Source organism: Streptomyces milbemycinicus, assembly GCF_002154605.1.
Lineage (GTDB): Bacteria > Actinomycetota > Actinomycetes > Streptomycetales > Streptomycetaceae > Streptomyces > Streptomyces milbemycinicus.
This window is the reverse complement of record NZ_MUNE01000043.1, coordinates 1-21,288: the sequence shown is the minus strand read 5'-3', so window position 1 is coordinate 21,288 and position 21,288 is coordinate 1. Positions and strand designations below refer to the sequence as shown.

Annotated in this window: 22 protein-coding genes and 1 riboswitch; of the genes, 12 read left to right on the top strand and 10 right to left on the bottom strand. The window is 71.9% G+C overall.

The window, feature by feature from the left end; all coding sequences use genetic code 11:
- Window positions 1-139 precede the first annotated feature (139 nt).
- Window positions 140-796 carry a TetR/AcrR family transcriptional regulator gene (locus tag CCN51_RS03715; RefSeq protein WP_014180432.1) on the top strand — a complete coding sequence of 219 codons (657 nt, stop codon included), beginning with the start codon at window positions 140-142 and terminating at the stop codon, window positions 794-796.
- A gap of 369 nt (window positions 797-1,165) precedes the next feature.
- Entirely contained in the window at window positions 1,166-2,785 is a 1,620-nt protein-coding gene (locus tag CCN51_RS03710) for a phytoene desaturase family protein (protein ID WP_014180431.1), read from the top strand.
- 56 nt (window positions 2,786-2,841) lie between these two features.
- Here the strand turns inward: CCN51_RS03710 and CCN51_RS03705 are convergent, their stop codons facing one another.
- The 5 genes from CCN51_RS03705 to CCN51_RS03685 form a co-directional block, all read right to left on the bottom strand.
- Window positions 2,842-3,801 (bottom strand): membrane protein, encoded by a 960-nt coding sequence (locus tag CCN51_RS03705; RefSeq protein ID WP_014180430.1) that lies wholly within the window; start codon window positions 3,799-3,801, stop codon window positions 2,842-2,844.
- A gap of 39 nt (window positions 3,802-3,840) precedes the next feature.
- Window positions 3,841-4,758 carry a methylenetetrahydrofolate reductase [NAD(P)H] gene (gene metF / locus CCN51_RS03700; protein WP_055414034.1) on the bottom strand — a complete coding sequence of 306 codons (918 nt, stop codon included), beginning with the start codon at window positions 4,756-4,758 and terminating at the stop codon, window positions 3,841-3,843.
- A gap of 131 nt (window positions 4,759-4,889) precedes the next feature.
- A complete protein-coding gene (gene thiE, locus CCN51_RS03695; RefSeq protein ID WP_014180428.1) occupies window positions 4,890-5,558 on the bottom strand; it encodes a thiamine phosphate synthase in 669 nt (222 codons plus the stop codon).
- Between the two features lie 193 nt (window positions 5,559-5,751).
- On the bottom strand, window positions 5,752-6,117 hold the full coding sequence (locus CCN51_RS03690) for an Rv2175c family DNA-binding protein (RefSeq protein ID WP_014180427.1): 366 nt from the start codon (window positions 6,115-6,117) through the stop codon (window positions 5,752-5,754).
- A gap of 113 nt (window positions 6,118-6,230) precedes the next feature.
- On the bottom strand, window positions 6,231-7,481 hold the full coding sequence (locus CCN51_RS03685; RefSeq protein WP_043487795.1) for an NAD(P)/FAD-dependent oxidoreductase: 1,251 nt from the start codon (window positions 7,479-7,481) through the stop codon (window positions 6,231-6,233).
- Window positions 7,482-7,622: 141 nt separating this feature from the next.
- Window positions 7,623-7,736: riboswitch (TPP riboswitch) on the top strand.
- Here CCN51_RS03685 and thiO point away from each other — a divergent pair.
- The 7 genes from thiO (at window position 7,733) to CCN51_RS03650 (ending at window position 14,346) form a co-directional block, all read left to right on the top strand.
- Complete coding sequence (gene thiO, locus CCN51_RS03680) at window positions 7,733-8,983, top strand: glycine oxidase ThiO (protein WP_014180425.1); 1,251 nt, start codon at window positions 7,733-7,735, stop codon at window positions 8,981-8,983. Its footprint overlaps the riboswitch before it by 4 nt.
- 32 nt (window positions 8,984-9,015) lie before the next feature.
- The gene (gene thiS / locus CCN51_RS03675; RefSeq protein WP_043491935.1) at window positions 9,016-9,216 is read left to right on the top strand and encodes a sulfur carrier protein ThiS; all 201 of its coding nucleotides are present in this window, start codon (window positions 9,016-9,018) and stop codon (window positions 9,214-9,216) included.
- Window positions 9,217-9,247: 31 nt separating this feature from the next.
- Entirely contained in the window at window positions 9,248-10,108 is an 861-nt protein-coding gene (locus CCN51_RS03670; RefSeq protein WP_078610974.1) for a thiazole synthase, read from the top strand.
- Window positions 10,109-10,134: 26 nt separating this feature from the next.
- Window positions 10,135-10,596 carry an SRPBCC domain-containing protein gene (locus tag CCN51_RS03665; protein WP_106436733.1) on the top strand — a complete coding sequence of 154 codons (462 nt, stop codon included), beginning with the start codon at window positions 10,135-10,137 and terminating at the stop codon, window positions 10,594-10,596.
- A gap of 231 nt (window positions 10,597-10,827) precedes the next feature.
- Window positions 10,828-12,777 (top strand): Stk1 family PASTA domain-containing Ser/Thr kinase, encoded by a 1,950-nt coding sequence (pknB, locus tag CCN51_RS03660; protein ID WP_014180421.1) that lies wholly within the window; start codon window positions 10,828-10,830, stop codon window positions 12,775-12,777.
- 15 nt (window positions 12,778-12,792) lie between these two features.
- The gene (locus CCN51_RS03655) at window positions 12,793-13,728 is read left to right on the top strand and encodes a deoxyribonuclease IV (RefSeq protein ID WP_014180420.1); all 936 of its coding nucleotides are present in this window, start codon (window positions 12,793-12,795) and stop codon (window positions 13,726-13,728) included.
- A 93-nt stretch (window positions 13,729-13,821) separates the two neighbouring features.
- On the top strand, window positions 13,822-14,346 hold the full coding sequence (locus CCN51_RS03650) for a DUF4396 domain-containing protein (protein WP_014180419.1): 525 nt from the start codon (window positions 13,822-13,824) through the stop codon (window positions 14,344-14,346).
- Window positions 14,347-14,388: 42 nt separating this feature from the next.
- Here the strand turns inward: CCN51_RS03650 and CCN51_RS03645 are convergent, their stop codons facing one another.
- Complete coding sequence (locus CCN51_RS03645) at window positions 14,389-15,012, bottom strand: sulfite oxidase-like oxidoreductase (RefSeq protein WP_043487790.1); 624 nt, start codon at window positions 15,010-15,012, stop codon at window positions 14,389-14,391.
- Between the two features lie 158 nt (window positions 15,013-15,170).
- On the opposite strand from CCN51_RS03645, the gene bfr reads away from it, so the two are divergent.
- Window positions 15,171-15,650, top strand: a complete 480-nt coding sequence (bfr, locus tag CCN51_RS03640; RefSeq protein WP_014180417.1) for a bacterioferritin — start codon at window positions 15,171-15,173, stop codon at window positions 15,648-15,650.
- 33 nt (window positions 15,651-15,683) lie between these two features.
- Here the strand turns inward: bfr and CCN51_RS03635 are convergent, their stop codons facing one another.
- Together CCN51_RS03635 and CCN51_RS03630 are read right to left on the bottom strand one after the other, a co-directional pair.
- On the bottom strand, window positions 15,684-15,935 hold the full coding sequence (locus CCN51_RS03635; protein ID WP_014180416.1) for a (2Fe-2S)-binding protein: 252 nt from the start codon (window positions 15,933-15,935) through the stop codon (window positions 15,684-15,686).
- 140 nt (window positions 15,936-16,075) lie between these two features.
- Window positions 16,076-17,425 carry a class II 3-deoxy-7-phosphoheptulonate synthase gene (locus CCN51_RS03630; RefSeq protein WP_014180415.1) on the bottom strand — a complete coding sequence of 450 codons (1,350 nt, stop codon included), beginning with the start codon at window positions 17,423-17,425 and terminating at the stop codon, window positions 16,076-16,078.
- Window positions 17,426-17,590: 165 nt separating this feature from the next.
- Here CCN51_RS03630 and CCN51_RS59815 point away from each other — a divergent pair, with 165 nt between their 5' ends.
- Together CCN51_RS59815 and CCN51_RS03625 are read left to right on the top strand one after the other, a co-directional pair.
- Window positions 17,591-17,647 carry a trp operon leader peptide gene (locus CCN51_RS59815; protein ID WP_106436732.1) on the top strand — a complete coding sequence of 19 codons (57 nt, stop codon included), beginning with the start codon at window positions 17,591-17,593 and terminating at the stop codon, window positions 17,645-17,647.
- 93 nt (window positions 17,648-17,740) lie between these two features.
- Window positions 17,741-19,756, top strand: coding sequence for an anthranilate synthase family protein (locus CCN51_RS03625; RefSeq protein ID WP_245881571.1), 2,016 nt, complete (start codon window positions 17,741-17,743; stop codon window positions 19,754-19,756).
- Between the two features lie 67 nt (window positions 19,757-19,823).
- Here CCN51_RS03625 and CCN51_RS03620 read toward each other — a convergent pair whose 3' ends face one another.
- Complete coding sequence (locus CCN51_RS03620; RefSeq protein WP_014180413.1) at window positions 19,824-20,852, bottom strand: 6-phosphofructokinase; 1,029 nt, start codon at window positions 20,850-20,852, stop codon at window positions 19,824-19,826.
- Window positions 20,853-21,152: 300 nt separating this feature from the next.
- Window positions 21,153-21,288, bottom strand: a 136-nt coding sequence (locus tag CCN51_RS03615; RefSeq protein WP_143675719.1) for a response regulator transcription factor, incomplete at its 5' end; no start/stop codon positions are given.

Genomic DNA, 21,288 nt, shown 5'->3' with positions numbered 1-21,288 from the left:
TGCCTCGCAGCACCGCGGCGGGCGCGGGCCGAGGGCGGGCCGGGGGCGGTGAAGCGGCCCGCCCGGAACCGGACATGTGATCGTCTTGGGTAACGGACCTGTGAGCGGGGCCACTTCGGCAGCGGGCACAATCAGCGCCATGGACAGCAGCAGCACGCGTCGCCAGGCCACCCGGCAGAAGCTTTTCGAGGCAGCGGTCACCCTCATCGCGGAGCAGGGGTTCTCCTCCACCACCGTGGACGAGATCGCCGAACGGGCCGGAGTGGCCAAGGGCACGGTCTACTACAACTTCGCGAGCAAGACCGTGCTCTTCGAGGAGTTGCTGCGGCACGGCATCGAGCTGCTGACCGCCTCGCTCCAGAGCGCCGCCGACGAGACCGCCGAACGCGGCGGCAGCCATGTCGACGCGCTGGACGCGATGGTCCGCGCGGGGCTGCACTTCATCGCCCGCCACCCCTCGCTGACCCAGCTGTACGTCGCCGAGCTGTGGCGCACCAACCGCCCCTGGCAGTCCACGCTGATGGTGGTGCGGCGGCAGGCCATAGCGGTGATCGAGTCGGTGCTGCGGGAGGGCGTGGCGGCGCGGGAGCTGAGCGAGGACATCGACATCCCGCTGACGGCCTCGGCGCTGTTCGGGATGGTGCTGGTGGCGGCGCTGGACTGGCAGTCGTACCAGCCGGAGCGGTCGCTGGACGATGTGCACGCCGCGCTCTCGCGGCTGCTGCAAGGCTGTGTGGGCGGAGCTCCGGCCCAGGGTGCCGGAGCACCCGCCGAGGGTGCCCGGACCCCGGGCTGAGCCTGGCTGAACCCAGAGAGGTTCCCCCAGCTACCGCCGGGGACCCCCTGTTCTGGTGCGGTTCGAACCCCGATCGATCCGCACCGGAACAGGGGGCGCCCCCAGCGATGGCTGGGGGAACCTCCCCGTCCCCTGCGTTCCCCCGGGGGGACTCCCCCCACTCGGACAGGTCGCCACGCCGTTCCGCCGCCCCGTGTCGGCGGTCCGGCGCCGCGCCCCTTCCGCGTCCACCACTCTCCCGTCCACACAGGTCATGACCCATCCGCGCGGCTACTCATCTGTCCGCCTAGGTACCTGTACTCAAGCCCTGGGCGCTTGTCCCCAGGCCGCGGTGCCCGGGTGTCAGTGGTGACGGATAAAGTCGCGGTCATGGCACGGATTGCGGTGATCGGCGCTGGGATGGGCGCCATGGCGGCCGCCGCCCGGCTGGCCGTCGCGGGCCACCAGGTGGCGGTGTACGAGCGCGGGCGGACTCATGGCGGCGGGGTCGGGCGCTTCGAGCGGGACGGCTTCGCCTTCGACACCGGCCCCGGGCTGCTCCATCTGCCCGCCGTCTATCGCGATCTGTTTGTGAAGACCGGCAAGGAGACCCTGGAGCAGTGCGTCGAGCTGGCCCAGGTCGACCCCGCGAGCAGGCATGTCTTCGCCGACGGCACGGACGTCCCGCTGCCCAACGCCTCGCGGGCGGGGGTCGTCCGGGCGCTGGACGACGCCTTCGGCGCGGGCGCGGGCGAGCGCTGGAGCGACCTGGTCAACCGGGCGCGCGAGGCCTGGGACGCCACCCGCAGACCGCTGCTCGAGGAGCCGCTGCGCGCGGACTGGCAGGTCCTGGGCCGCGATCCGTATCCGGCGCCGGCCCGGCGCGGGGTCTCCGGGTGGTTCCGGCGGGACGGTGGAGCCACCCGGAGACCCGTCACGCTCGCCGATGTGGCGCGCCGTGAGCTGAAGGACCCCAGGGCCGTCGCCCTGCTGGAGAGCCATGCGCTCGCGCACAGCCTCGATCCGCGCACCGCTCCGGCCAGTGCCGCGGTGCTGCCCTATCTGGAGCAGACCTTCGGCACCTGGTACGCGCGCGGCGGCATGCGGGCGCTGGCAGACGCGGTGTACGAGCGCTGCCGGGCCCGGAAGGTGCGGTTCAGCTTCGGCGCCGAGGTCGTCGGCATCGTCGAGAAGGACGGGCGCGCGGCGGGCGTGGAGCTGGCCGACGGCTCGGTGGCGGAGGCGGACGCGGTGGTGGCCGGCATCGACCCGGCGCTGCTGCCCGCGCTGCTCGGCGGCGCCGAGCCCTGGCACGACGGCGATGTGCGCCCCGGCGGCGGACCCGGCGATGGGACGGCGGGGCGGCTCACGGTGTTCCTCGCGCTGCGCGGCGCGCGCCCCCAGGACACGGTGCATCGCACGGTGGTGCACGCCCCGGATCGCGACGCCGAGCTGGCGGCGATCTTCGGCGAGGCAGGCGGGTCCGACGGGGTCGGCGGGTCCGGCGGGGTCGGCGGGTCCGGCGGGTCCGGTGCCGGTCTCGGGACGCGCGCGCCGTGCCCCCGCCCAACGGTGACCGTGCTGCGCCCGGACGACCCCACGACCCGCCCCGACGAGGACCACGAGGCCATCACGCTCACCGCGACCGTCGCCCCGCACGGGCCGGTGGACTGGATCGACGGCACGGCCGCCGAGGAGGACGCGGACCAGCTCGTGGCGGTCGCCGAGGCAGCGATACCGGGGCTGCGCGACCGGCTCATGTGGCGCGAGGTGCGCACCCCCGCCGACACCGCCGCGGACACCGGCGCCGCGGGCGGCGCCGTGCCCGGACCCGCGCTGGCAGGCGCGGAGGGCCGCTTTCTGCGCCCCGCGAACGCGACCCGGCTGCCGGGCCTGTATCTGGCGGGCGGCTGGGCGCATCCTGGCGGCGGGCTGGCACATGCGGGGATGTCCGGCACGATGGTGGCCGGCCTGATCGTCGGCGGCGCGGACTGGCGCGGCTCGCAGTGACCACGGCGACCGCACTGATCACTGCGGCGGTACGGCGCTGATGCGGCAGTGATCGGTCAGTAGCGGTACCGCTCGTCGTAGCCGCCGTTGTTGTAGTCCTGCTGCTGGTACGGGTACTGCGACTGGTCCTGCGGAGGCCCCCCGTCGCCGTCGCGCTGCTGGGGGACCCATCCCCCGCCGGGCTGCATCCCGGCGTCCGGGGCGTACTGCTGCTCCCCGCCGTAGGAGGGCTCCGCGGCGTAGTGGTCGCCGAGGGCGTCGCCGCCGCCGTACTGGTCCTGGCCGTAGGCGGCGTACTGCCCGGCGTACTGCTGGTGCTGGTCGCCGTACTGCTGACCGCCCTGCTGGTCGTAGCCCGGCTGCTGGGAGCCGCCGTACGGGTCGGTGTAGCCCGCGTACGCCCCGGCGCCGTAGCCGTACTGCCCGGCGTCCGCGTAGACGTCCTGGCCGTTGCTCTGGCCCTGGGCCGCGTCCGCGTAGACGTCTCGGCCGTCCGTGGTGCCGTAGCCGCCGTAGGTCTCATAGCCGCCGTAGCCGCCGAACCCCGCGCCCTGCTGCGGGGCCGACGCGCTCTGTGCCGCGTGCGCGGCGGCGTCGCCGTAGACGCCGTACTCGCCCGTGTCGTCGGGCAGCGGCTCCGGCTGGTACGCGGGCGGCTCCTGTGCGGCCATCGGGACCGCCTCCAGATCGGAGACCTGGAGCGTCGGCTCGGCGTCCACCGGGGGCGGGGCGCTCTCGTCCTCCCCGCGGCTGAGACCGGGCACCCCGCGCAGCGCCCATCCGGCGACGAAGCCGCGCCGGAAGGACAGCGTGACGTACGTCTGGCCGATCGCGAAGGTGATCGCCCCCACGCCGATCACCGGCACGGACGGGATGAGCACCCCGGCCACCACACCGAGGAAACCGGTGAAGGCGAGGAGCCGCCAGCGCAGCCGCGCCTTGTACTGCAGCAGCACCTCTCCCAGCAACCACAGCGCGACCACGCCGAACGCGATGTAGAGGACCGTCCAGCCCATGCCCGCCCCTCTCGTGCGGCCGCCCCTCGGCTGCCGTCCTCAGGACCGCTGATGCAGTCCCAGATTCTCGTAGATCTCCAGCGTCGCCGGGGAGTGGTTCAGCGTAATGAAGTGAAGTCCGGGGATCTCCTCGGCCATCAACCGCGCGCACAATTCCGTGGCGTAGTCGATTCCGATCGAGCGTACAGCCGCCGCGTCGTCCTTCACCGCCAGGATCCGCTCCGCGAGCTCGGGCGGGAAGGCGGCATTGCTCAGCTGCGCGAAGCGCTCGATCTGCTTCACGTTTGTGACGGGCATGATTTCAGGGATGATCGGCGTCGTACAGCCCGTGGCGGCGACCCGGTCGCGCAGCCGCAGATAGTCCTCGGCGTAGAAGAACATCTGGGTGATCGCGAAGTCCGCGCCCGCGCGGCACTTGTCGACGAAGTGGCGGACGTCGGTGTCCCAGTCCGCCGAGCGCGGGTGCATCTCGGGGAAGGCCGCGACGCCGACGCAGAAGTCGCCCGACTCCTTGATCAGCTCGACCAGTTCGGCGGCGTAGGTGACGCCGTCGGCGTGGCGGACCCACTCGCCCATCGGGTCGCCGGGCGGGTCGCCGCGCAGCGCCAGCATGTTGCGGATCCCGGCGCCCGCGTACTGCCCGATGATGTTGCGGAGCTCGGCGCGGGAGTGGTTGACGGCGGTGAGGTGGGCGACCGGGGTGAGCGTGGTGTCGGTCGCGATGCGCTCGGTGACGCGCACGGTCCCCTCACGGGAGGAGCCGCCCGCTCCGTAGGTCACGGAGACGAAGGTCGGCGAGACGGCTTCGAGCCGACGGATGGCGTTCCACAGCGTCTGTTCTCCCTTCTCCGTCTTCGGGGCGAAGAATTCGAAGGAGTACGACTGCTCGCCTGATGCGAGCAGATCACGCACTGTCCGCGCGCGATCTGTCCTGGTGGAGGCTGTGCCAAGGGCCATACGGGAAGGTTAGCCAGCGGTGCGGCACACGGACAGCGGGCAGCGACGTTATGCCCCTTTCGCCGGGTCTTGGTCCGTACTGCGGACACTTTGCCGACGCCGAGCCGACACCGAGCGGGCCGGCACATCTCTCACAGGTCGCGAGCGCGCACCCGCTTGGCCAGCTCGGCGGTGGCCGCGCCGGGGTCCTCGGCCTCGGTGATCGCCCGCACCACGACGATCCGCCGCGCGCCCGCCTCCAGCACCTCGTCCAGGTTCGAGGCGTCGATTCCGCCGATGGCGAACCAGGGCCGAGCGGGCTTCAGGGCGGCCGTGTGGCGCACCAGCGACAGGCCCGGGGCGGACCGCCCCGGCTTGGTGGGGGTGGGCCAGCAGGGCCCGGTGCAGAAGTAGTCGACGCCCGGCTCGACGGCCGCGGCCTCCGCCTCGGCCGGTGCGTGGGTGGACCGCCCGATCAGCACATCCGCGCCGAGGATCGCGCGCGCCGCCGGGACCGGCAGATCGCCCTGGCCCAGGTGCAGCACATCGGAGCCGATGGCATGGGCGACGTCCGCCCGGTCGTTGACCGCCAGCAGCTTGCCGTGGCGTCGGCAGGCGTCGGCGAACACCCCGAGATGGTCAAGCTCCTCGCGGGCCTCCATGTCCTTGTCACGCAGCTGGACGATGTCCACCCCCGCCCCCAGAACGGCGTCCAGGAACTCCGGCAGATCGTCCTGGCGCCGGCGGGCGCCGGTGCACAGATAGAGCCGGGCATCGGCAAGCTGCTCGCGGGCGGTGGCAGTGGCAGTGGCGGCGGCCATCGGGACGGCTTTCCCCCTGGATCGGCGGCTGGGTCGGCGGCTGGATCGGCGGCGTTCCGGCCGCGTTCCGGCCGCGTTCCGGCCGCGTGTGGGCGGCGTGTCGGCGGCGTACGGACCGGAGCGGCCGGCCCGTACGCCGCGGGTGATGATTCAGACGATGACGATACGGATGGTGCGGTGGGTCAGCCGCGGCTCAGACGGCGAGCGCCTGGGCGCGGCGCTTGACTTCGGTGCCGCGATTCTCGTGCAGGGCCTGAGCCGGGGTGCCGGGCAGGCTCGGGTCCGGGGTGAAGAGCCACTCCAGCATCTCCTCATCGCTGAAGCCGTCGTCCCTCAGAAGCGTCAGGGTGCCCGCTAGGCCCTTGACGACCTTTCCGTCACCGATGAACTCGGCGGGCACCTGGAGCACCCGATTCTCGCCACGGCGCACCGCGATCAGCTGACCCTCCTTGACCAGCTGCCGCACGCGCGTCACCTCGACACCGAGCCGTTCGGCGATGTCGGGGACGGTGAGCCAGGCGGGGACGAGAGCATCGATCTTTGCGTCAATCTCGGTCACGGGACAAGCCTGCCATCTGGGACTGACAGTGGGTAGTCGGGCACCGGGCATCGGTGCCGTGACGCCACCGCCAGCCGCGCCTCGGCCGGGTCACCGCCGGGGCGCGCCGAGGGTCACAGGACCGCCGACTTGAGCGGCACCGACGGGTCCGCGGCGAGGGCGCGGTCCAGCCGGGAGCCCTGCTCGATCAGCTTGCGGCCCTGGGCCAGATCGCGCGGACGGCCGACGGCCAGCAGGGCGACCAGCGCCCCGTCGCGCAGCCAGCACACCGACCAGGCCGCGCCCTCCGGGTCGCCGCGCCAGACGAGTTCGTCGGCGGCGGCGTGGTGGCCCGCGTACTGCACGAAGCGGCCGAACTGCTCGGACCAGAAATACGGCACCGGGTCGTAGACCGAACCGGTGAAATGCGCGGTCCGGCTGCCGACCACATTGGCGGCGACGGTGCGCGGCCCCTGGAGTGCGTTGTCCCAGTGGTGCACCAGCAGCCGCTCGCCGTAGCGGGCGGAGGGGAACGACGCGCAGTCCCCGACGGCGTAGACGTCGGGCGCCGAGGTGCGCAGCTGTTCGTCGGCGGCGACGGACCGGTCCGGGGCCATCTCGACGCCCGAGCCCGCCAGCCAGCCCGTGGCGGGCCGCGCCCCGATGCCGACGACCACCGCGTCCGCGCTCAGCCGGGTGCCGTCCTGGAGCAGCACCCCCTGCTCGTCCACGGAGGCCACCTGCGCGCCGGTGACCAGCTCGACGCCGTAGTCGGCGTACCAGCCGGCCATGGGGGCGGCGACATCGGCCGGGAGGGCGCCCGCCAGCGGGCGGTCGGCGGCCTCCACCACGGTCACGGCGCAGCCCGCCTCGCGCGCCGCCGTGGCGAACTCCGCGCCGATCCAGCCCGCCCCGACCACCACGATCTCGCGCTGCCCGGCGAGCACCGGGCGCAGCCGCTCCGCGTCGTCGAGCGTACGCAGCAGATGCACGCCGGGCGCGCCCTCGCCACCGGGCAGGGTGATCGGCTCGGCGCCGGTGGCGATCACCAGGACGTCGTACGACACCGGGCCCGACGCGGTCTCCAGCCGCCGCGCGCCGGTGTCCAGGCCGGTCACGGACACCCCGAGCCGCAGCTCGACGCCGAGCGCGGCGAAGTCCACGTCGAAGGCGGAGCCCTCGGCCTTGCCGAGCAGCACGGCCTTGGACAGCGGCGGCCGGTCGTACGGCTGGTGCGCCTCGGCGCCGAGCAGCAGAATCCCGCCGTTCCAGCCCTGGTCGCGCAGCGCGACGGCGGTCTGCACCCCGGCCATTCCCGCGCCGACGATCACCACTTGCCGCCCGCTGTCCCCCGGGGACGCCGACTTCGTCGTCTCATCGCTCACACGATCACTCTAGGGCGGCGCACGGGGCGCATCGGAGAACCGGCTGACGAGATCTCGGGCACAGGAGCGGCCGGGGCCCCGGCCCGCCCGGCGGGGCTCGCCCTTCCGGGCGGTTCCGGCCTCGTAATAGGGTTGGCGGGACGAAGCACTCGCGGGAGCCCGACGCAGCGGGCTGAGAGGGAGGCTGAAGCGGCCTCCGACCGTACGAACCTGATCCGGGTCATGCCGGCGAAGGGAGGGGCGTTACGCCCATGCACGCATCTCGCACACCCTCGCGTACGGGGTCGGAGGAGCCGTCGGACGGACCGCCGGACGGACCGCCGGGCCGGCCGTACGACGCGCTGGTCATCGGCGGCGGCATCATCGGCCTGGTCACGGCGTGGCGGGCGGCCCAGCGGGGCTTGCGCACCGCCGTCGCCGACCCGGCGCCGGGCGGCGGCGCGGCCCAGGTGGCGGCCGGAATGCTCGCGGCCGTCACCGAGCTCCACTACGGCGAGCAGACGCTGCTCGCCCTCAACCTCGCCTCCGCGCGCCGCTATCCGGAGTTCGTGGCCGAGCTGGAGGAGGCGAGCGGCCAGGACGTCGGCTACCGCGCCTGTGGCACGCTCGCCGTGGCCTTCGACCCCGACGACCGCGCCCACCTGCGCGAACTCCATGACTTCCAGCGGCGGCTCGGGCTGGAGTCACAGTGGCTCACGGGTCGCGAATGCCGGCGCCTGGAGCCGATGCTCGCGCCGGGCGTACGCGGGGGCCTGCGCGTCGACGGGGACCACCAGATCGACCCGCGGCGGCTGGCGGCGGCGCTGCTGACCGCGTGCGAGCGGGCCGGCGTGGTCTTCCACCACGCCCGCGCGGAACGGCTCACGCTCGCGGCGGACCGCGCCACCGGCGTCGAACTCCCCGACGGCACACGGCTGGCCGCCGAGCGGACCGTACTGGCCGCGGGCAGCTTCAGCGGACGGCTCGCGGGCGTCCCCGAGGGCGCCCTGCCCCCCGTACGCCCCGTCAAGGGCCAGGTGCTGCGGCTGCGCGTACCGCCCGCGTACGCGCCGTTCCTGTCCCGGACCGTACGGGCCGAGGTGCGCGGCGGGCATGTCTATCTGGTGCCGCGCGAGAACGGCGAGCTGGTCGTCGGCGCCACCTCGGAAGAGCTCGGCTGGGACACCACGGTCACCGCGGGCGGCGTCTACGAACTGCTGCGTGACGCGCATGAGCTGGTGCCCGGCATCACCGAGCTGCCGCTCGTCGAGACCCGCGCCGGGCTGCGCCCCGGCTCCCCCGACAACGCGCCGCTGCTCGGCCCGAGCGCGCTGCCCGGCCTGCTCGTGGCCACCGGCCATTACCGCAACGGCGTCCTCCTCACGCCCGTCACGGGCGACGTCATGGCCGAGGTGCTGACGCGCGGCGAACTCCCGGACGAGGCCCGGCCGTTCTCCCCGCTGCGCTTCCAGTCCGCGCCCGTCGGCCCCACCACCCCCGTACCGCAGGAGCAGCCCACATGAGCGCCTCCAAAACCGCATCGACGACCGGCCCCATGACCGTCTCCGTGAACGGCGAGCCCCGCCAGCTCCCCGGCGGCACCACCCTCGACCTGCTGGTCGCGGAGCTGACCCCGGCGCGCTCGGGGGTCGCCGCGGCCGTCAACGAACAGGTCGTCCCCCGCGGCCAGTGGCCCGCCACCCCGCTCGACGACGGAGACCGGGTCGAAGTCCTCACCGCGGTCCAAGGAGGCTGAACCCCAGATGGCCGAAACGATGCACAACACCATGCCCGACACGACGTACGTCACCGCCGTCCGCCCCGAACCGGCGCCGGACCCGGCCCCGGACCCCGATCCGGACCCGCTCACCATCGCGGGGACGGCCTTCTCCTCCCGCCTGATCATGGGCACCGGCGGCGCGCCCAGCCTGGAGGTCATGGAGCGCTCGCTGCTCGCCTCCGGTACGGAGCTGACCACCGTCGCGATGCGCCGCCTGGACCCCACCGTGCAGGGCTCGGTCCTGTCGGTGCTCGGCCGGCACGGCATCCGTGTGCTGCCCAACACCGCCGGGTGCTTCACGGCCGGTGAGGCGGTGCTGACCGCCCGGCTGGCACGGGAGGCGCTGGGCACCGACTGGGTCAAGCTGGAGGTGGTGGCCGACGAGCGGACCCTGCTCCCCGACCCGGTCGAGTTGCTGGACGCCGCCGAGACGCTGGTCGACGACGGTTTCACCGTCCTGCCGTACACCAACGACGACCCGGTCCTGGCCCGCAGGCTGGAGGACGTGGGCTGCGCCGCGATCATGCCGCTGGGCTCCCCCATCGGCTCCGGCCTCGGCATCCGCAATCCGCACAACTTCCAGCTGATCATCGAGCACGCCACGGTCCCGGTGATCCTGGACGCGGGGGCGGGCACCGCCTCGGACGCCGCGCTCGCCATGGAGCTGGGCTGCGCGGCGGTGATGCTCGCGTCCGCCGTCACCCGCGCCCAGGAGCCCGTCCTGATGGCCGAGGCCATGCGGCATGCGGTCCGGGCCGGCCGGCTGGCCCACCGCGCCGGCCGTATCCCGCGCCGCCATTTCGCCCATGCGTCCTCACCCGGGGAGGGACTGGCCGCGCTGGACCCGGAGCGCCCGGCGTTCGGGTAGGGCGGTGAGCGGTTAGCGTGGGTGACATGGGTGGCATGGTGGCCGACCGGATCGAGCGCGAGGTGTACATCCAAGCGCCCGTCGACCGCGTATGGCGGGTGCTGACGACCCCCGAGCACATCCGCGTCTGGTACGCGTTCGAGGGGTGCGAAATCGACCCGCGCCCCGGCGGGACGCTCCGCTTCCGCTGGGATGAACAGGGAGAGTTCCACGGCAGAGTAGAGAAGGCGGTGCCGGACGCGCTGTTCCGCTTCCGGCTCGCCAGCGAACCGGACCGCGCCCTGGGCGCGGAACCGGGCGACTCGACCCTGGTGGAGTTCGCGCTCTCCACCGAGGGCCCCGGCACCCGGCTCCGCCTGACCGAGAGCGGCATCCAGGAGCTCGCGGTGCCGGACGCCGTGAAGGCCAAGCACGCGGAGTACGCCGCGGCGACCTGGTCCACCGCGCTGGAGGAGCTGGCAGCGCTGGCCGCCGCGTCGCACAACTAGGTCGCGCGCACAACTAGGTCGCGCGCACAGCCAGGGCTCGCCCGCGCCCAAGGCGTACGCGCACCCAAGGCCCGCCCACAACCAGGCGCGCGCAACCAAGGCGCACGCGAAGGCACAACAGCCACGAAGCCGACCCCGCCGCCGCGCCCGGTGTCACCGTTCGGCACCAGTCCCGCGCCCGGGCCTGGCAGGTGACCTTGCGTGTCGTGTCGGCTCGTAGACTGCTCTCTCGTGGATACGACCCTGCATGACCCCTTGGTCGGACAGCTGCTCGACGGCCGCTATCGCGTCGAGGCGCGCATCGCCGCGGGCGGCATGGCAACGGTCTACCGCGCCGTCGACACGCGGCTCGACCGCGTGCTGGCCCTCAAGGTGATGCATCAGTCGCTCGCCACCGACGACGCCTTCGTCGAGCGCTTCATCCGCGAGGCGAAGTCCGTGGCCAGGCTCGCCCACCCCAATGTGGTGGGCGTTTTCGACCAGGGCACCGACGGCTCCCATGTCTATCTCGCGATGGAGTACGTCGCCGGGTGCACGCTGCGCGATGTGCTGCGCGAGCGCGGTGCGCTGCAGCCGCGGGCCGCGCTGGACATCCTGGAGCCGGTGCTGGCCGCGCTCGGGGCCGCGCACCGCGCGGGGTTCGTCCACCGGGACATGAAGCCGGAGAACGTGCTGATCGGCGACGACGGCCGGGTGAAGGTCGCCGACTTCGGACTGGTGCGGGCCGTGGACACCAACACCAACGCCTCCACCGGCACGCTGCTGGGCACCGTCTCCTATCTCGCGCCCGAGCAGATCGAGCACGGCACGGCCGACACCCGCGCCGATGTCTACGCCTGCGGCGTGATGCTCTACGAGATGCTGACCGGCGCCAAGCCGCACACCGGCACCGTCCCGGCGCAGGTCCTCTACCAGCGGCTGAACGAGGATGTGCCCCCGCCGTCCGCCCTCGCGCCGGGGGTCGCCCCGCAGTTGGACGAGCTGGTCGCCGCGGCCACCGCGCGCGAGCTCGGGCAGCGCCCCGCCGACGCGGTCGAACTGCTCGGCCTCGCGCGGACCGCGCGCGGCGCGCTGACCGACGAGCAGCTCGACGCCGTGCCCCCGCAGGCCAAGGCGGACGCGCACGACGGCTCCGAGGACCGTACGAGCGTGATCCCGCGCCCGGTCGGCGGTATCGGGGGGCCGGTGCCCGCCGATGAGCAGCAGCTCAATCTCACCAGCAGGCTGGAGCTGCCGCCGCAGCCGCCGCAGACCGGTCCTCCCCGGCGGTCCGCCGGCCGCGGCCGGCTGCCGCGCCGCGGGATCGTGACGATCGTGGTCGGGCTGGTGCTCGCGCTCGGCCTCGGCGTGGGTATCTGGTACATCAATTCCGGCCAGTTCACGAAGATGCCGTATCTGCTGGGCAAGTCCGAGGCGGACGCCCGGAAGAAACTGAAGGACGCCGGGCTCGAGGTGAAGATCACCCGGGAGTTCAGCGATGTCGTGGACAAGGGCAAGGTCATCAAGACCGACCCGGGCGGCGGTAAGCAGATCCGCAACACCGGCACGGTGACGATCCACATCTCCGACGGGCCGCCGCGCACCCAGGTGCCCAATGTCGTGGGCATGCCGCTCAAGCAGGCGAGGCGGCAGATCTCGGACGCGAATCTGTCCGTCGGCGAGGTGACCAAGGAGTTCAGGGACGAGACGCCGCAGGGCTCGGTGATCAGCACCGACCCGAGGGCCGGCACCACCCGCCGGCCGAACACCACCGTGGGGATCGTGGTCAGCAGGGGCCCCGAGATCGACATCCCCGATGTGGTCGGCGAGTCCGAGGACGACGCCCGGTCCGACCTCGAGGACGCGGGCTTCAAGGTGAAGATCGCGCAGGAGCGGGTGTTCTCGGACGAGGACGCGGGCTCGGTCGCGGAGCAGTCGTCCTCGGACGGGGACACCAAGGGCGCCAAGGGCGATACCATCACCCTGACCCTGTCCAAGGGCCAGGAGATGATCGAGGTGCCGGACGTCACGGGCATGTCCGAGGGCGACGCCAAGCAGACCCTGGAGGCGGCGGGCTTCGAGGTCGACGTGGACAAGCCGCTGCTGTTCCCCGGCGACACGGTCACCGACCAGTCGGTGGACGGCGGGGACGAGGCGCCCAAGGGCAGCTCCATCACGATCAAGTTCAAGGGCGTCTTCTGAGAGAGCCTTGAGGGGATGTCCCCCGGGCCCGGCGCACGGCCGTCGGGCCCGGACTGGCACCCTGGCCTCGTGAGTACGTCCAAGAACCGCACCCGCGCCCGCAATCCGGTCGGCGGCCATATCCGCGTGGCCGGCGGCCTGGCCACCATCGGCCTGCCGTACGCCCGCGACATCGGCGCCGAGACCGTCCAGGTCTTCGTCGCCAACCCGCGCGGCTGGGCCACCCCGCACGGTGTGGCGGCGCAGGACGAGAAGTTCCGCGCGGCGTGCGCCGACCAGTCGATCAAGGCGTACGTCCACGCCCCGTACCTGATCAACTTCGGCTCGCACAGCGCCGAGACGGCCGAGCGGTCGGTCGACTCGCTGCGCCACTCGCTGCGGCGCGGCCGTGCCATCGGCGCGCTGGGCGTCGTCGTCCACACGGGCTCCGCCACCGGCGGCCGGCCGCGGCCCAAGGCGATCGCCCAGGTGCGGGAGCGCGCCCTGCCGCTGCTCGACGAGCTCACCCACGACGACGACCCCTGGCTGCTGCTGGAGCCGACGGCTGGACAGGGCTCCTCGCTGTGTTCGCTGGTCGAGGACCTGGGCCCGTACTTCGACGCGCTGGACCGCCATCCCAAGCTGGGCGTCTGCCTCGACACCTGCCATGTCTTCGCCGCCGGTCACGATCTGGCGGCCCCGGGCGGGATGAAGAAGACGCTCGACGAGCTGGTCGCGGTCACGGGCAAGGGTCGGCTGAAACTGATCCACGCCAATGACTCCAAGGACGTCGTCGGGGCCCATAAGGACCGCCACGAGAACATCGGCGCGGGCCATATCGGCGCCGATCCGTTCCGGGAGCTGTTCCGGCATCCGGCGACGAAGGGGGTGCCGCTGGTGATCGAGACTCCGGGCGGCAAGGAGGGGCATGCGACGGATGTGGCGCGGCTCAAGGAGCTCCGCGACGGCTGACACCGACAGGCATCGGGAATACCCCGCTGGGGTATCTGGTTCACCGAAGGAAACGACGGCAGGAACACCCTCACCCACCGGAGAGTGAGCCCGATGGAGCAGCACGACGTCCACACCGGACATGAGCACCACCAGCACGCCCACACCGACCCCAGCGACCACGCCGGTCATACCGGTCACGCCCCGGCGAGCTGGGCCATGGCCGCCCAGGCCACGCTGCACTGCCTCACCGGCTGCGCCATCGGCGAGATCCTGGGCATGGCCATCGGCACCGCGCTCGGCTGGCACAACGCCCCGACCATGGTCCTGGCGATCGTGCTCGCCTTCTTCTTCGGCTATTCGCTCACCATGCGCGGCGTACTGCGCGCCGGTCTTGACCTGCGTACGGCCCTCCGGGTCGCGCTCGCCGCGGACACCGTCTCGATCCTCGTGATGGAGCTCGCCGACAACGCGACCATCCTGGTCTTCCCGGGGGCGATGGACGCGACGCTGTCCGACGCGCTGTTCTGGCTGAGCCTCGCGCTGTCCTTCGTGGTCGCCTTCGCCGTGACCACCCCCGTCAACCGGTGGATGATCGGCCGCGGCAAGGGCCACGCCGTGGTGCACCAGTACCACTGACACCGACACCACCGGCACAGCTACGACACCGCCGAGGCGCCGCTACAGCTCCGGGCCGTCCCCCGGCTGCTCCTGGTAGGAGTAGCGCTGCTCCTCCCACGGGTCGCCGATGTTGTGATAGCCGCGCTCTTCCCAGAAGCCACGGCGGTCGGCGGTCATGTACTCCACGCCCCGGACCCATTTGGGCCCCTTCCAGGCATAGAGATGGGGGACGATCAGCCGGACCGGAAATCCGTGCTCGGCCGTCAGCAGCTCGCCGTCCTTGTGCGTGGCGAAGATGGTCTTCTCGGCGGCGAAATCCGAGAGCCTCAGATTCGAGCTGAAGCCGTACTCCGCCCACACCATCACATGCGTGACCTCGGGAGCGGGCGGCGCGAGTTCCACGATCCGACGCGCCGCCACGCCGCCCCATTCCGCGCCCAGCATGCTGAATTTCGTCACGCAGTGCAGATCGGCGACGACGGTGGAGTACGGCAGCGCCGAGAACTCGTCGTGCGTCCAGGCGTGCTTTTCCCCGTCGGCGGTGGCGCCGAAGACCCGGAACTCCCAGCGGTCCGGCTTGAACTTGGGGACCGGCCCATAGTGCGTAACCGGCCAACCGCGCTGCAGCCGCTGCCCCGGGGGCAGCTGTCCGAGCTCCCCCTCGCGGCTTTCCGACTGACCCATGGACTCCATGGTGTCAGACCTTTGGGGGTGGTCGTGACCAGGGCAGCAGCTATCCGGGCAACTCGCACTAAGCGTGTACTTACTGGACGCTCTCGACAGGGCGGTGCGACGATGCGCACAACCCGCCGTCCCCGTTCTGATGGGAAGGAGCCCCTTCGATGCAGGGCGACCCCGAGGTCCTCGAGTTTCTCAACGAACAGCTGACCGGTGAGCTGACCGCGATCAATCAGTACTTCCTGCATTCGAAGATGCAGGAGAACTTCGGCTGGACGAAGCTCGCGACATACACCCGGACGGAATCGTTCGATGAGATGAAGCACGCGGAGACGATCACCGACCGGATCCTGCTCCTGGACGGGCTGCCCAATTATCAGCGGCTGTTCCATGTCCGCGTGGGCCAGACGGTCACCGAGATGTTCCAGGCGGACCGGCAGGTGGAAATCGAGGCCATCGACCGCCTCAAGCGCGGCATCGAGGTCATGCGGACCAAGGGCGACATCACCTCGGCCAATATCTTCGAGGACATCCTGGCCGACGAAGAACACCACATCGACTATCTCGACACCCAGCTCGCGCTGATCGACAAGCTCGGCGAGGCGCTTTACATCGCCCAGCAGATCGAACAGCCGGACAGCTGACCGGAGAGCCCGCCGGAGAGCCGATCGGAGCGTTTACGCGGCTTCCGCGACCTGGGGCTCGGACCCCGTCGCGACGGCGGGCACATCGGCCGGGCCGAGGGTGTCCAGGGACTCGCGCCGGGGGCATGCCCCGCGGCCGAGCAGCGCCTGGATACGCCGTACGCAGGAGCCGCAGTCCGTACCGGCTTTGCAGGCGCCCGCGATCTGGCGGGGGGTGCAGGCACCGGTCTCGGCGTGCTCGCGCACCTGCTTCTCGGTGATGCCGAAGCATGAGCAGACGTACACGCGGTTCTCCAGATCGATCAGTGAGGTAACCCTTACCTTACCTCCCCCTCCCGAGGACCGACAACGCCGATGGGGCGCAGATCATGTGATCCGCGCCCCATCGCACCGTTCAGTCCCGGTATGTCACCGGTCCCCGTACGTCACTGGTCCCGGTACATCTCCGCGACCAGGAACGCCAGGTCCAGCGACTGGCTGCGGTTGAGCCGCGGGTCGCAGGCCGTCTCGTAGCGCTGGTGCAGATCGTCGACGAAGATCTCGTCGCCGCCGCCCACGCACTCGGTGACATCGTCGCCGGTCAGCTCCATATGGATACCGCCCGGGTGGGTGCCGAGCCCCTTGTGGACCTCGAAGAAGCCCTTGACCTCGTCCAGCACATCGTCGAAGCGCCGGGTCTTGTGCCCGGACGCCGCCTCGAAGGTGTTGCCGTGCATCGGGTCGCAGATCCAGGCCACCTGGGCGCCGGAGGCCGTGACCTTCTCCACCAGGTCGGGCAGCTTGTCGCGGATCTTGTCCGCGCCCATCCGGGTGATGAAGGTGAGCCGGCCGGGCTCGCGGTTCGGGTCGATCCGGTCGATCAGCGACAGCGCCTCTTCGGGCGTCGTCGTCGGGCCGAGCTTCACGCCGACGGGGTTACGGATCCGCGCGGCGAACTCGACATGCGCCCCGTCCAGCTGGCGGGTGCGCTCGCCGATCCACACCATGTGGCCCGACACGTCGTACAGCGCGCCCGTACGGGAGTCCGTACGCGTCAGCGCCGACTCGTAGTCCAGGATCAGGGCCTCGTGCGAGGAGTAGAACTCGACGGTCTTGAACTCCTCCGGGTCCACCCCGCAGGCGTTCATGAAGTTCAGCGCCCGGTCGATCTCGCGCGCCAGCGCCTCGTAGCGCTGCCCCGCGGGGGACGACTTCACGAAGTCCTGGTTCCAGGCGTGCACCTGGCGCAGGTCCGCGTAGCCGCCGGTGGTGAAGGCGCGCACCAGGTTCAGCGTCGAGGCCGAGGCCTGGTACATCCGCTTGAGCCGCTGCGGGTTCGGGATCCGGGCCTTCTCGGTGAACTCGAAGCCGTTGACCGAGTCGCCTCGGTAGGTCGGCAGGGTCACCCCGTCGCGGGTCTCGGTCGGCTTGGAGCGCGGCTTGCTGTACTGGCCGGCGATGCGCCCGACCTTCACGACCGGGACCTGCCCGGCGTAGGTCAGCACGGCGCCCATCTGCAACAGCGTCTTGAGCTTGTTACGGATCTGGTCCGCGCCGATGGCGTCGAACGCCTCGGCGCAGTCGCCGCCCTGCAGCAAAAACGCTTCACCCCGGGCCACGGCACCCAGGCGGTCGCGCAGCTGGTCGCACTCGCCCGCGAAAACGAGTGGCGGATAGGACTCGAGCTCGGCGATCACCTCGCGCAGAGCCGCTTGGTCCGGCCAGTCGGGCTGCTGCGCCGCGGGAAGAGACTTCCAGGTGTGGCCACCGGTGTGGGATTCAGCGTTCAGGGTCACGCCAGCAAGGTTACGGGGTCCGCCGAGCCGTCCTGCCCCCTGCCCACCAAATGAGACACCTGCCACCCCTCGCCCCTCCCGCACCACCGCACAGGGGCACGGCAGGGCCCTGGCGGAGGGGCGGCGGAGACATGTGCGCGGGAGAGATGCGGTAGGGTCCCAGCCATGTTCGCGCAACTGACCATGACCTGGTGGTGGACCGCTCATCCGGCGGCCCACTGATCGCGCGTACTCACCGACATCGCGAAGGCCGCCCGAGGGGCGGCCTTCGGCGTATCCGCGGGTCGTTCCTCCCTCCCGGAAGGAACCCCTGTCATGGGAACTCCCGCCACGCACCATGACCCGCGCGACCACGACCCGCGCGACCACGACCCGCGCGACCACGACCCGCGCGACGACGACCCGCACGCGATCGTCCGGCGGCTGCTGGCCGCCGACTGCCCGCCCTTCGCCCTGCTGCACCGCCGTACGCCCGGCCACGCCCCCGACACCGTCGAGGTGCTGCTCGGCCCGGTCACCGAGGTGGCGCGGCTGACCGACATCCCGCTGCCGACCGGAACCCCGGGCACCGGCGCGGCCGTGCGCGACGCGCTGGCGCTGGTGCCGTTCCGGCAGATCCGCGAGCGCGGGTTCGACGTACGCGACGACGGGACGCCGCTGGCCGTGCTGCGGCCCGAGGAGACGTACGAGCTGCCGCTGGGCGAGCTGCTTGACGCGCTGCCCGCGCACCAGGTGCGGACCCGGGGCGGGGCGTTCGATGTGGACGACGACGAGTACGCGGCGATCGTCGAGCGGGTCGTCGAGGACGAGATCGGGACCGGCGAGGGCGCGAACTTCGTGATCCGCAGGACGTTCCGGGGCGAGATCCCCGGCTTCGACCGCGCCGACGCGCTCGCGCTGTTCCGGCGGCTGCTGGCCGGGGAGCGCGGCGCGTACTGGACGTATGTCGTCCGGCTGGCGGACGGCCGGACGCTGGTGGGCGCCAGCCCCGAGGTGCATGTGCGGATGTCCGGCGGGACGGTCGTGATGAACCCGATCAGCGGGACGTATCGCTATCCACGGGACGGGGCCCGGCTGGACGGGCTGCTGGAGTTTCTGCACGACCGCAAGGAGGTGGAGGAGCTGTCCATGGTCGTGGACGAGGAGCTGAAGATGATGTGCACCGTCGGCGACATGGGCGGCGTGGTCGTCGGCCCCCGGCTCAAGGAGATGGCACATCTCGCGCACACCGAGTACGAGCTGCGCGGCCGCTCCTCCCTCGACGTCCGCGACGTGCTGCGGGAGACGATGTTCGCGGCGACGGTGACCGGCTCGCCGGTGCAGAACGCCTGCCGGGTGATCGAGCGGTACGAGCCCGCCGGGCCGGACGGCGCGGGACGCGGCTACTACGCGGGGGCGCTCGCGCTCATCGGGCGGGACGCGGGCGGCGCGCAGACCCTGGACTCGCCGATCCTGATCCGCACCGCCGACATCGACGCCGCCGGCGCGCTGCGGGTGCCGGTCGGGGCGACGCTCGTACGCCACTCCGACCCGCACAGCGAGGTCGCCGAGACTCACGCCAAGGCGGCCGGGGTGCTCACCGCCCTCGGCGTGCGCCCGGCGCCCGCGGACCGGACCGGCGGCCCCGCGCTCCCCCGCCTGGCGGACGACCCCCGGGTGCGGGCGGCGCTGGACGCCCGGCGGGCCGACCTGGCCCCGTTCTGGCTGCGGATGCACACGCCCGAGACCGCGCCCTCGGCGCCGACCGGCCACGCTCTGGTGGTCGACGGCGAGGACACCTTCACCGCGATGCTGGCCCATCTGCTGCGGACCACCGGGCTGACGGTGACCGTGCGGCGGTTCGACGACCCGGGGGTACGGGAGGCGGCGCTGGCCCATGACGGACCGGTGGTGCTCGGCCCGGGGCCGGGCGACCCGTCGGACATGGCCGACCCGAAGATGCGGTTCCTGCGCGAGCTGACGGCGGACCTGGTGCACGGGCACCGGCACGGGCTGCTGGGCGTGTGCCTGGGGCACGAACTGCTGGCGGCCGAGCTGGGTCTTGAGGTCGTACGGAAGGACGTGCCGTTCCAGGGCGCGCAGGAGCGGATCGGCTTCTTCGGACGCGAGGAGACCGTCGGCTTCTACAACACCTTCACCGCCCGGTGCGACAAGTCGGCCGCGGCCGAGCTGGCGATGCACCGGGTGGAGGTCAGCCGCGACCCGGCGACCGGGGAGGTACACGCCCTGCGCGGGCCGAACTTCGCGGGCGTCCAGTTCCACCCCGAGTCCGTACTGACCCTGAACGGCTCCGCCATCGTGGCCGAACTGCTGGCCGCCGTCCTGGTCTGACGGTGCCCCCTCGGCCGCCCGGGACGCGGCCCCGGGCGGCCGAGGGCAGAGCCTCGCGGGTGGCGCCTCAGCCGAAGAAGACCTCGGCCTCGGCGTACAGGGAGAGGTCCACGGTCTTCAGCCGTGCGGTGGCCTCCGCGAGGGGGACGCGGACGATGTCGGTGCCGCGCAGCGCGACCATCTTGCCGTAGTCCTCGTCCCGGACGGCGTCGATGGCGTGCAGCCCGAAGCGGGTGGCGAGCCAGCGGTCGAAGGCGCTGGGGGTGCCGCCGCGCTGGACGTGGCCGAGGACGGTGGTGCGGGCCTCCTTGCCGGTGCGCCTCTCGATCTCCTTGGCCAGCCACTCGCCGATACCGGAGAGCCGGACATGGCCGAAGGAGTCGAGCGACCCGTCCTTGAGGACCGCGTCGCCGCCCTTGGGCATGGCGCCCTCCGCGACGACGACGATCGGGGCGTAACGGATCTTGAAGCGGGACTCGACCCAGGCGCAGATCTGGTCCACGTCGAAGCGCTGCTCGGGGATGAGGATGACGTTGGCGCCGCCGGCCAGCCCGGAATGGAGGGCGATCCAGCCCGCGTGACGGCCCATCACCTCCACGACGAGGACGCGCATATGCGACTCGGCCGTGGTGTGGAGGCGGTCGATGGCCTCGGTGGCGATGTTGACGGCGGTGTCGAAGCCGAAGGTGTAGTCGGTGGCGGACAGGTCGTTGTCGATGGTCTTGGGGACGCCGACGCAGCGGATCCCGTACTCGCCGGACAGCCGCGCGGCCACCCCGAGCGTGTCCTCGCCGCCGATCGCGATCAGCGCGTCGACTTCCTCCTTGGCGAGGTTTTCCTTGACCCGGCGGATGCCGTCCTGGCTCTTGAGGGGGTTGGTGCGGGAGGACCCGAGAATCGTGCCGCCGCGCGGCAGGATGCCGCGCACGGCCTGGATGTCGAGGGTCACGGTGTCGCCCTCGAGCGGACCGCGCCAGCCGTCCCGGAAGCCGACGAAGTCGTAGCCGTATCCCTGCACGCCCTTGCGGACGACGGCGCGGATAACCGCGTTGAGCCCGGGGCAGTCACCGCCACCGGTCAGCACTCCGACCCGCATCGTTTTTCCCTTCTCCCATGAAAACGCGTGAATGACCCGATACGGGAAGCCACGCTAACGGTGATCCAGGTCACACGGGATAGGGCGGGAAGTGAATCCCCTGTGCGCAGGGGCAGTTGACGGCCAACTTCACTCGAACGAGCGGTGCCGGCTGCTGACGCCCCTTTTTTTGCGGCTCGGTTCGCCTCCGGGGCGCTACAGCCCCTGTCGACGGTCGACCGTGCTCGACCCTTCGTACCTCAGGGTCTCCGCGCGCTCTCCCTTTCGACAGCGGCGCGCCCCTTCGGCTCACTCGCCGTGTCAGGTTTCGCTGTCCAGGCCGCGTTCGATCGCGTATCGCACCAGCTCGACGCGGTTGTGCAACTGCAGCTTGCCGAGGGTGTTCTGGACGTGGTTCTGCACCGTGCGGTGCGAGATGACCAGCCGCTCGGCGATC

What these genes read in the sequence shown, in the direction of transcription:
- CCN51_RS03620 (WP_014180413.1), bottom strand. Translation starts at nt 20,852, where the DNA reads ATGCGGGTCGGAGTGCTGACCGGTGGCGGTGACTGCCCCGGGCTCAAC.
- CCN51_RS03715 (WP_014180432.1), top strand. Translation starts at nt 140, where the DNA reads ATGGACAGCAGCAGCACGCGTCGCCAGGCCACCCGGCAGAAGCTTTTC.
- thiS (WP_043491935.1), top strand. Translation starts at nt 9,016, where the DNA reads ATGACCGTCTCCGTGAACGGCGAGCCCCGCCAGCTCCCCGGCGGCACC.
- thiE (WP_014180428.1), bottom strand. Translation starts at nt 5,558, where the DNA reads ATGGCCGCCGCCACTGCCACTGCCACCGCCCGCGAGCAGCTTGCCGAT.
- CCN51_RS03625 (WP_245881571.1), top strand. Translation starts at nt 17,741, where the DNA reads ATGGGAACTCCCGCCACGCACCATGACCCGCGCGACCACGACCCGCGC.
- CCN51_RS03655 (WP_014180420.1), top strand. Translation starts at nt 12,793, where the DNA reads ATGTCCCCCGGGCCCGGCGCACGGCCGTCGGGCCCGGACTGGCACCCT.
- CCN51_RS03670 (WP_078610974.1), top strand. Translation starts at nt 9,248, where the DNA reads ATGCCCGACACGACGTACGTCACCGCCGTCCGCCCCGAACCGGCGCCG.
- CCN51_RS03710 (WP_014180431.1), top strand. Translation starts at nt 1,166, where the DNA reads ATGGCACGGATTGCGGTGATCGGCGCTGGGATGGGCGCCATGGCGGCC.
- metF (WP_055414034.1), bottom strand. Translation starts at nt 4,758, where the DNA reads ATGGCCCTTGGCACAGCCTCCACCAGGACAGATCGCGCGCGGACAGTG.
- thiO (WP_014180425.1), top strand. Translation starts at nt 7,733, where the DNA reads ATGCACGCATCTCGCACACCCTCGCGTACGGGGTCGGAGGAGCCGTCG.
- CCN51_RS03705 (WP_014180430.1), bottom strand. Translation starts at nt 3,801, where the DNA reads ATGGGCTGGACGGTCCTCTACATCGCGTTCGGCGTGGTCGCGCTGTGG.
- bfr (WP_014180417.1), top strand. Translation starts at nt 15,171, where the DNA reads ATGCAGGGCGACCCCGAGGTCCTCGAGTTTCTCAACGAACAGCTGACC.
- CCN51_RS03650 (WP_014180419.1), top strand. Translation starts at nt 13,822, where the DNA reads ATGGAGCAGCACGACGTCCACACCGGACATGAGCACCACCAGCACGCC.
- CCN51_RS03665 (WP_106436733.1), top strand. Translation starts at nt 10,135, where the DNA reads ATGGGTGGCATGGTGGCCGACCGGATCGAGCGCGAGGTGTACATCCAA.
- CCN51_RS03645 (WP_043487790.1), bottom strand. Translation starts at nt 15,012, where the DNA reads ATGGGTCAGTCGGAAAGCCGCGAGGGGGAGCTCGGACAGCTGCCCCCG.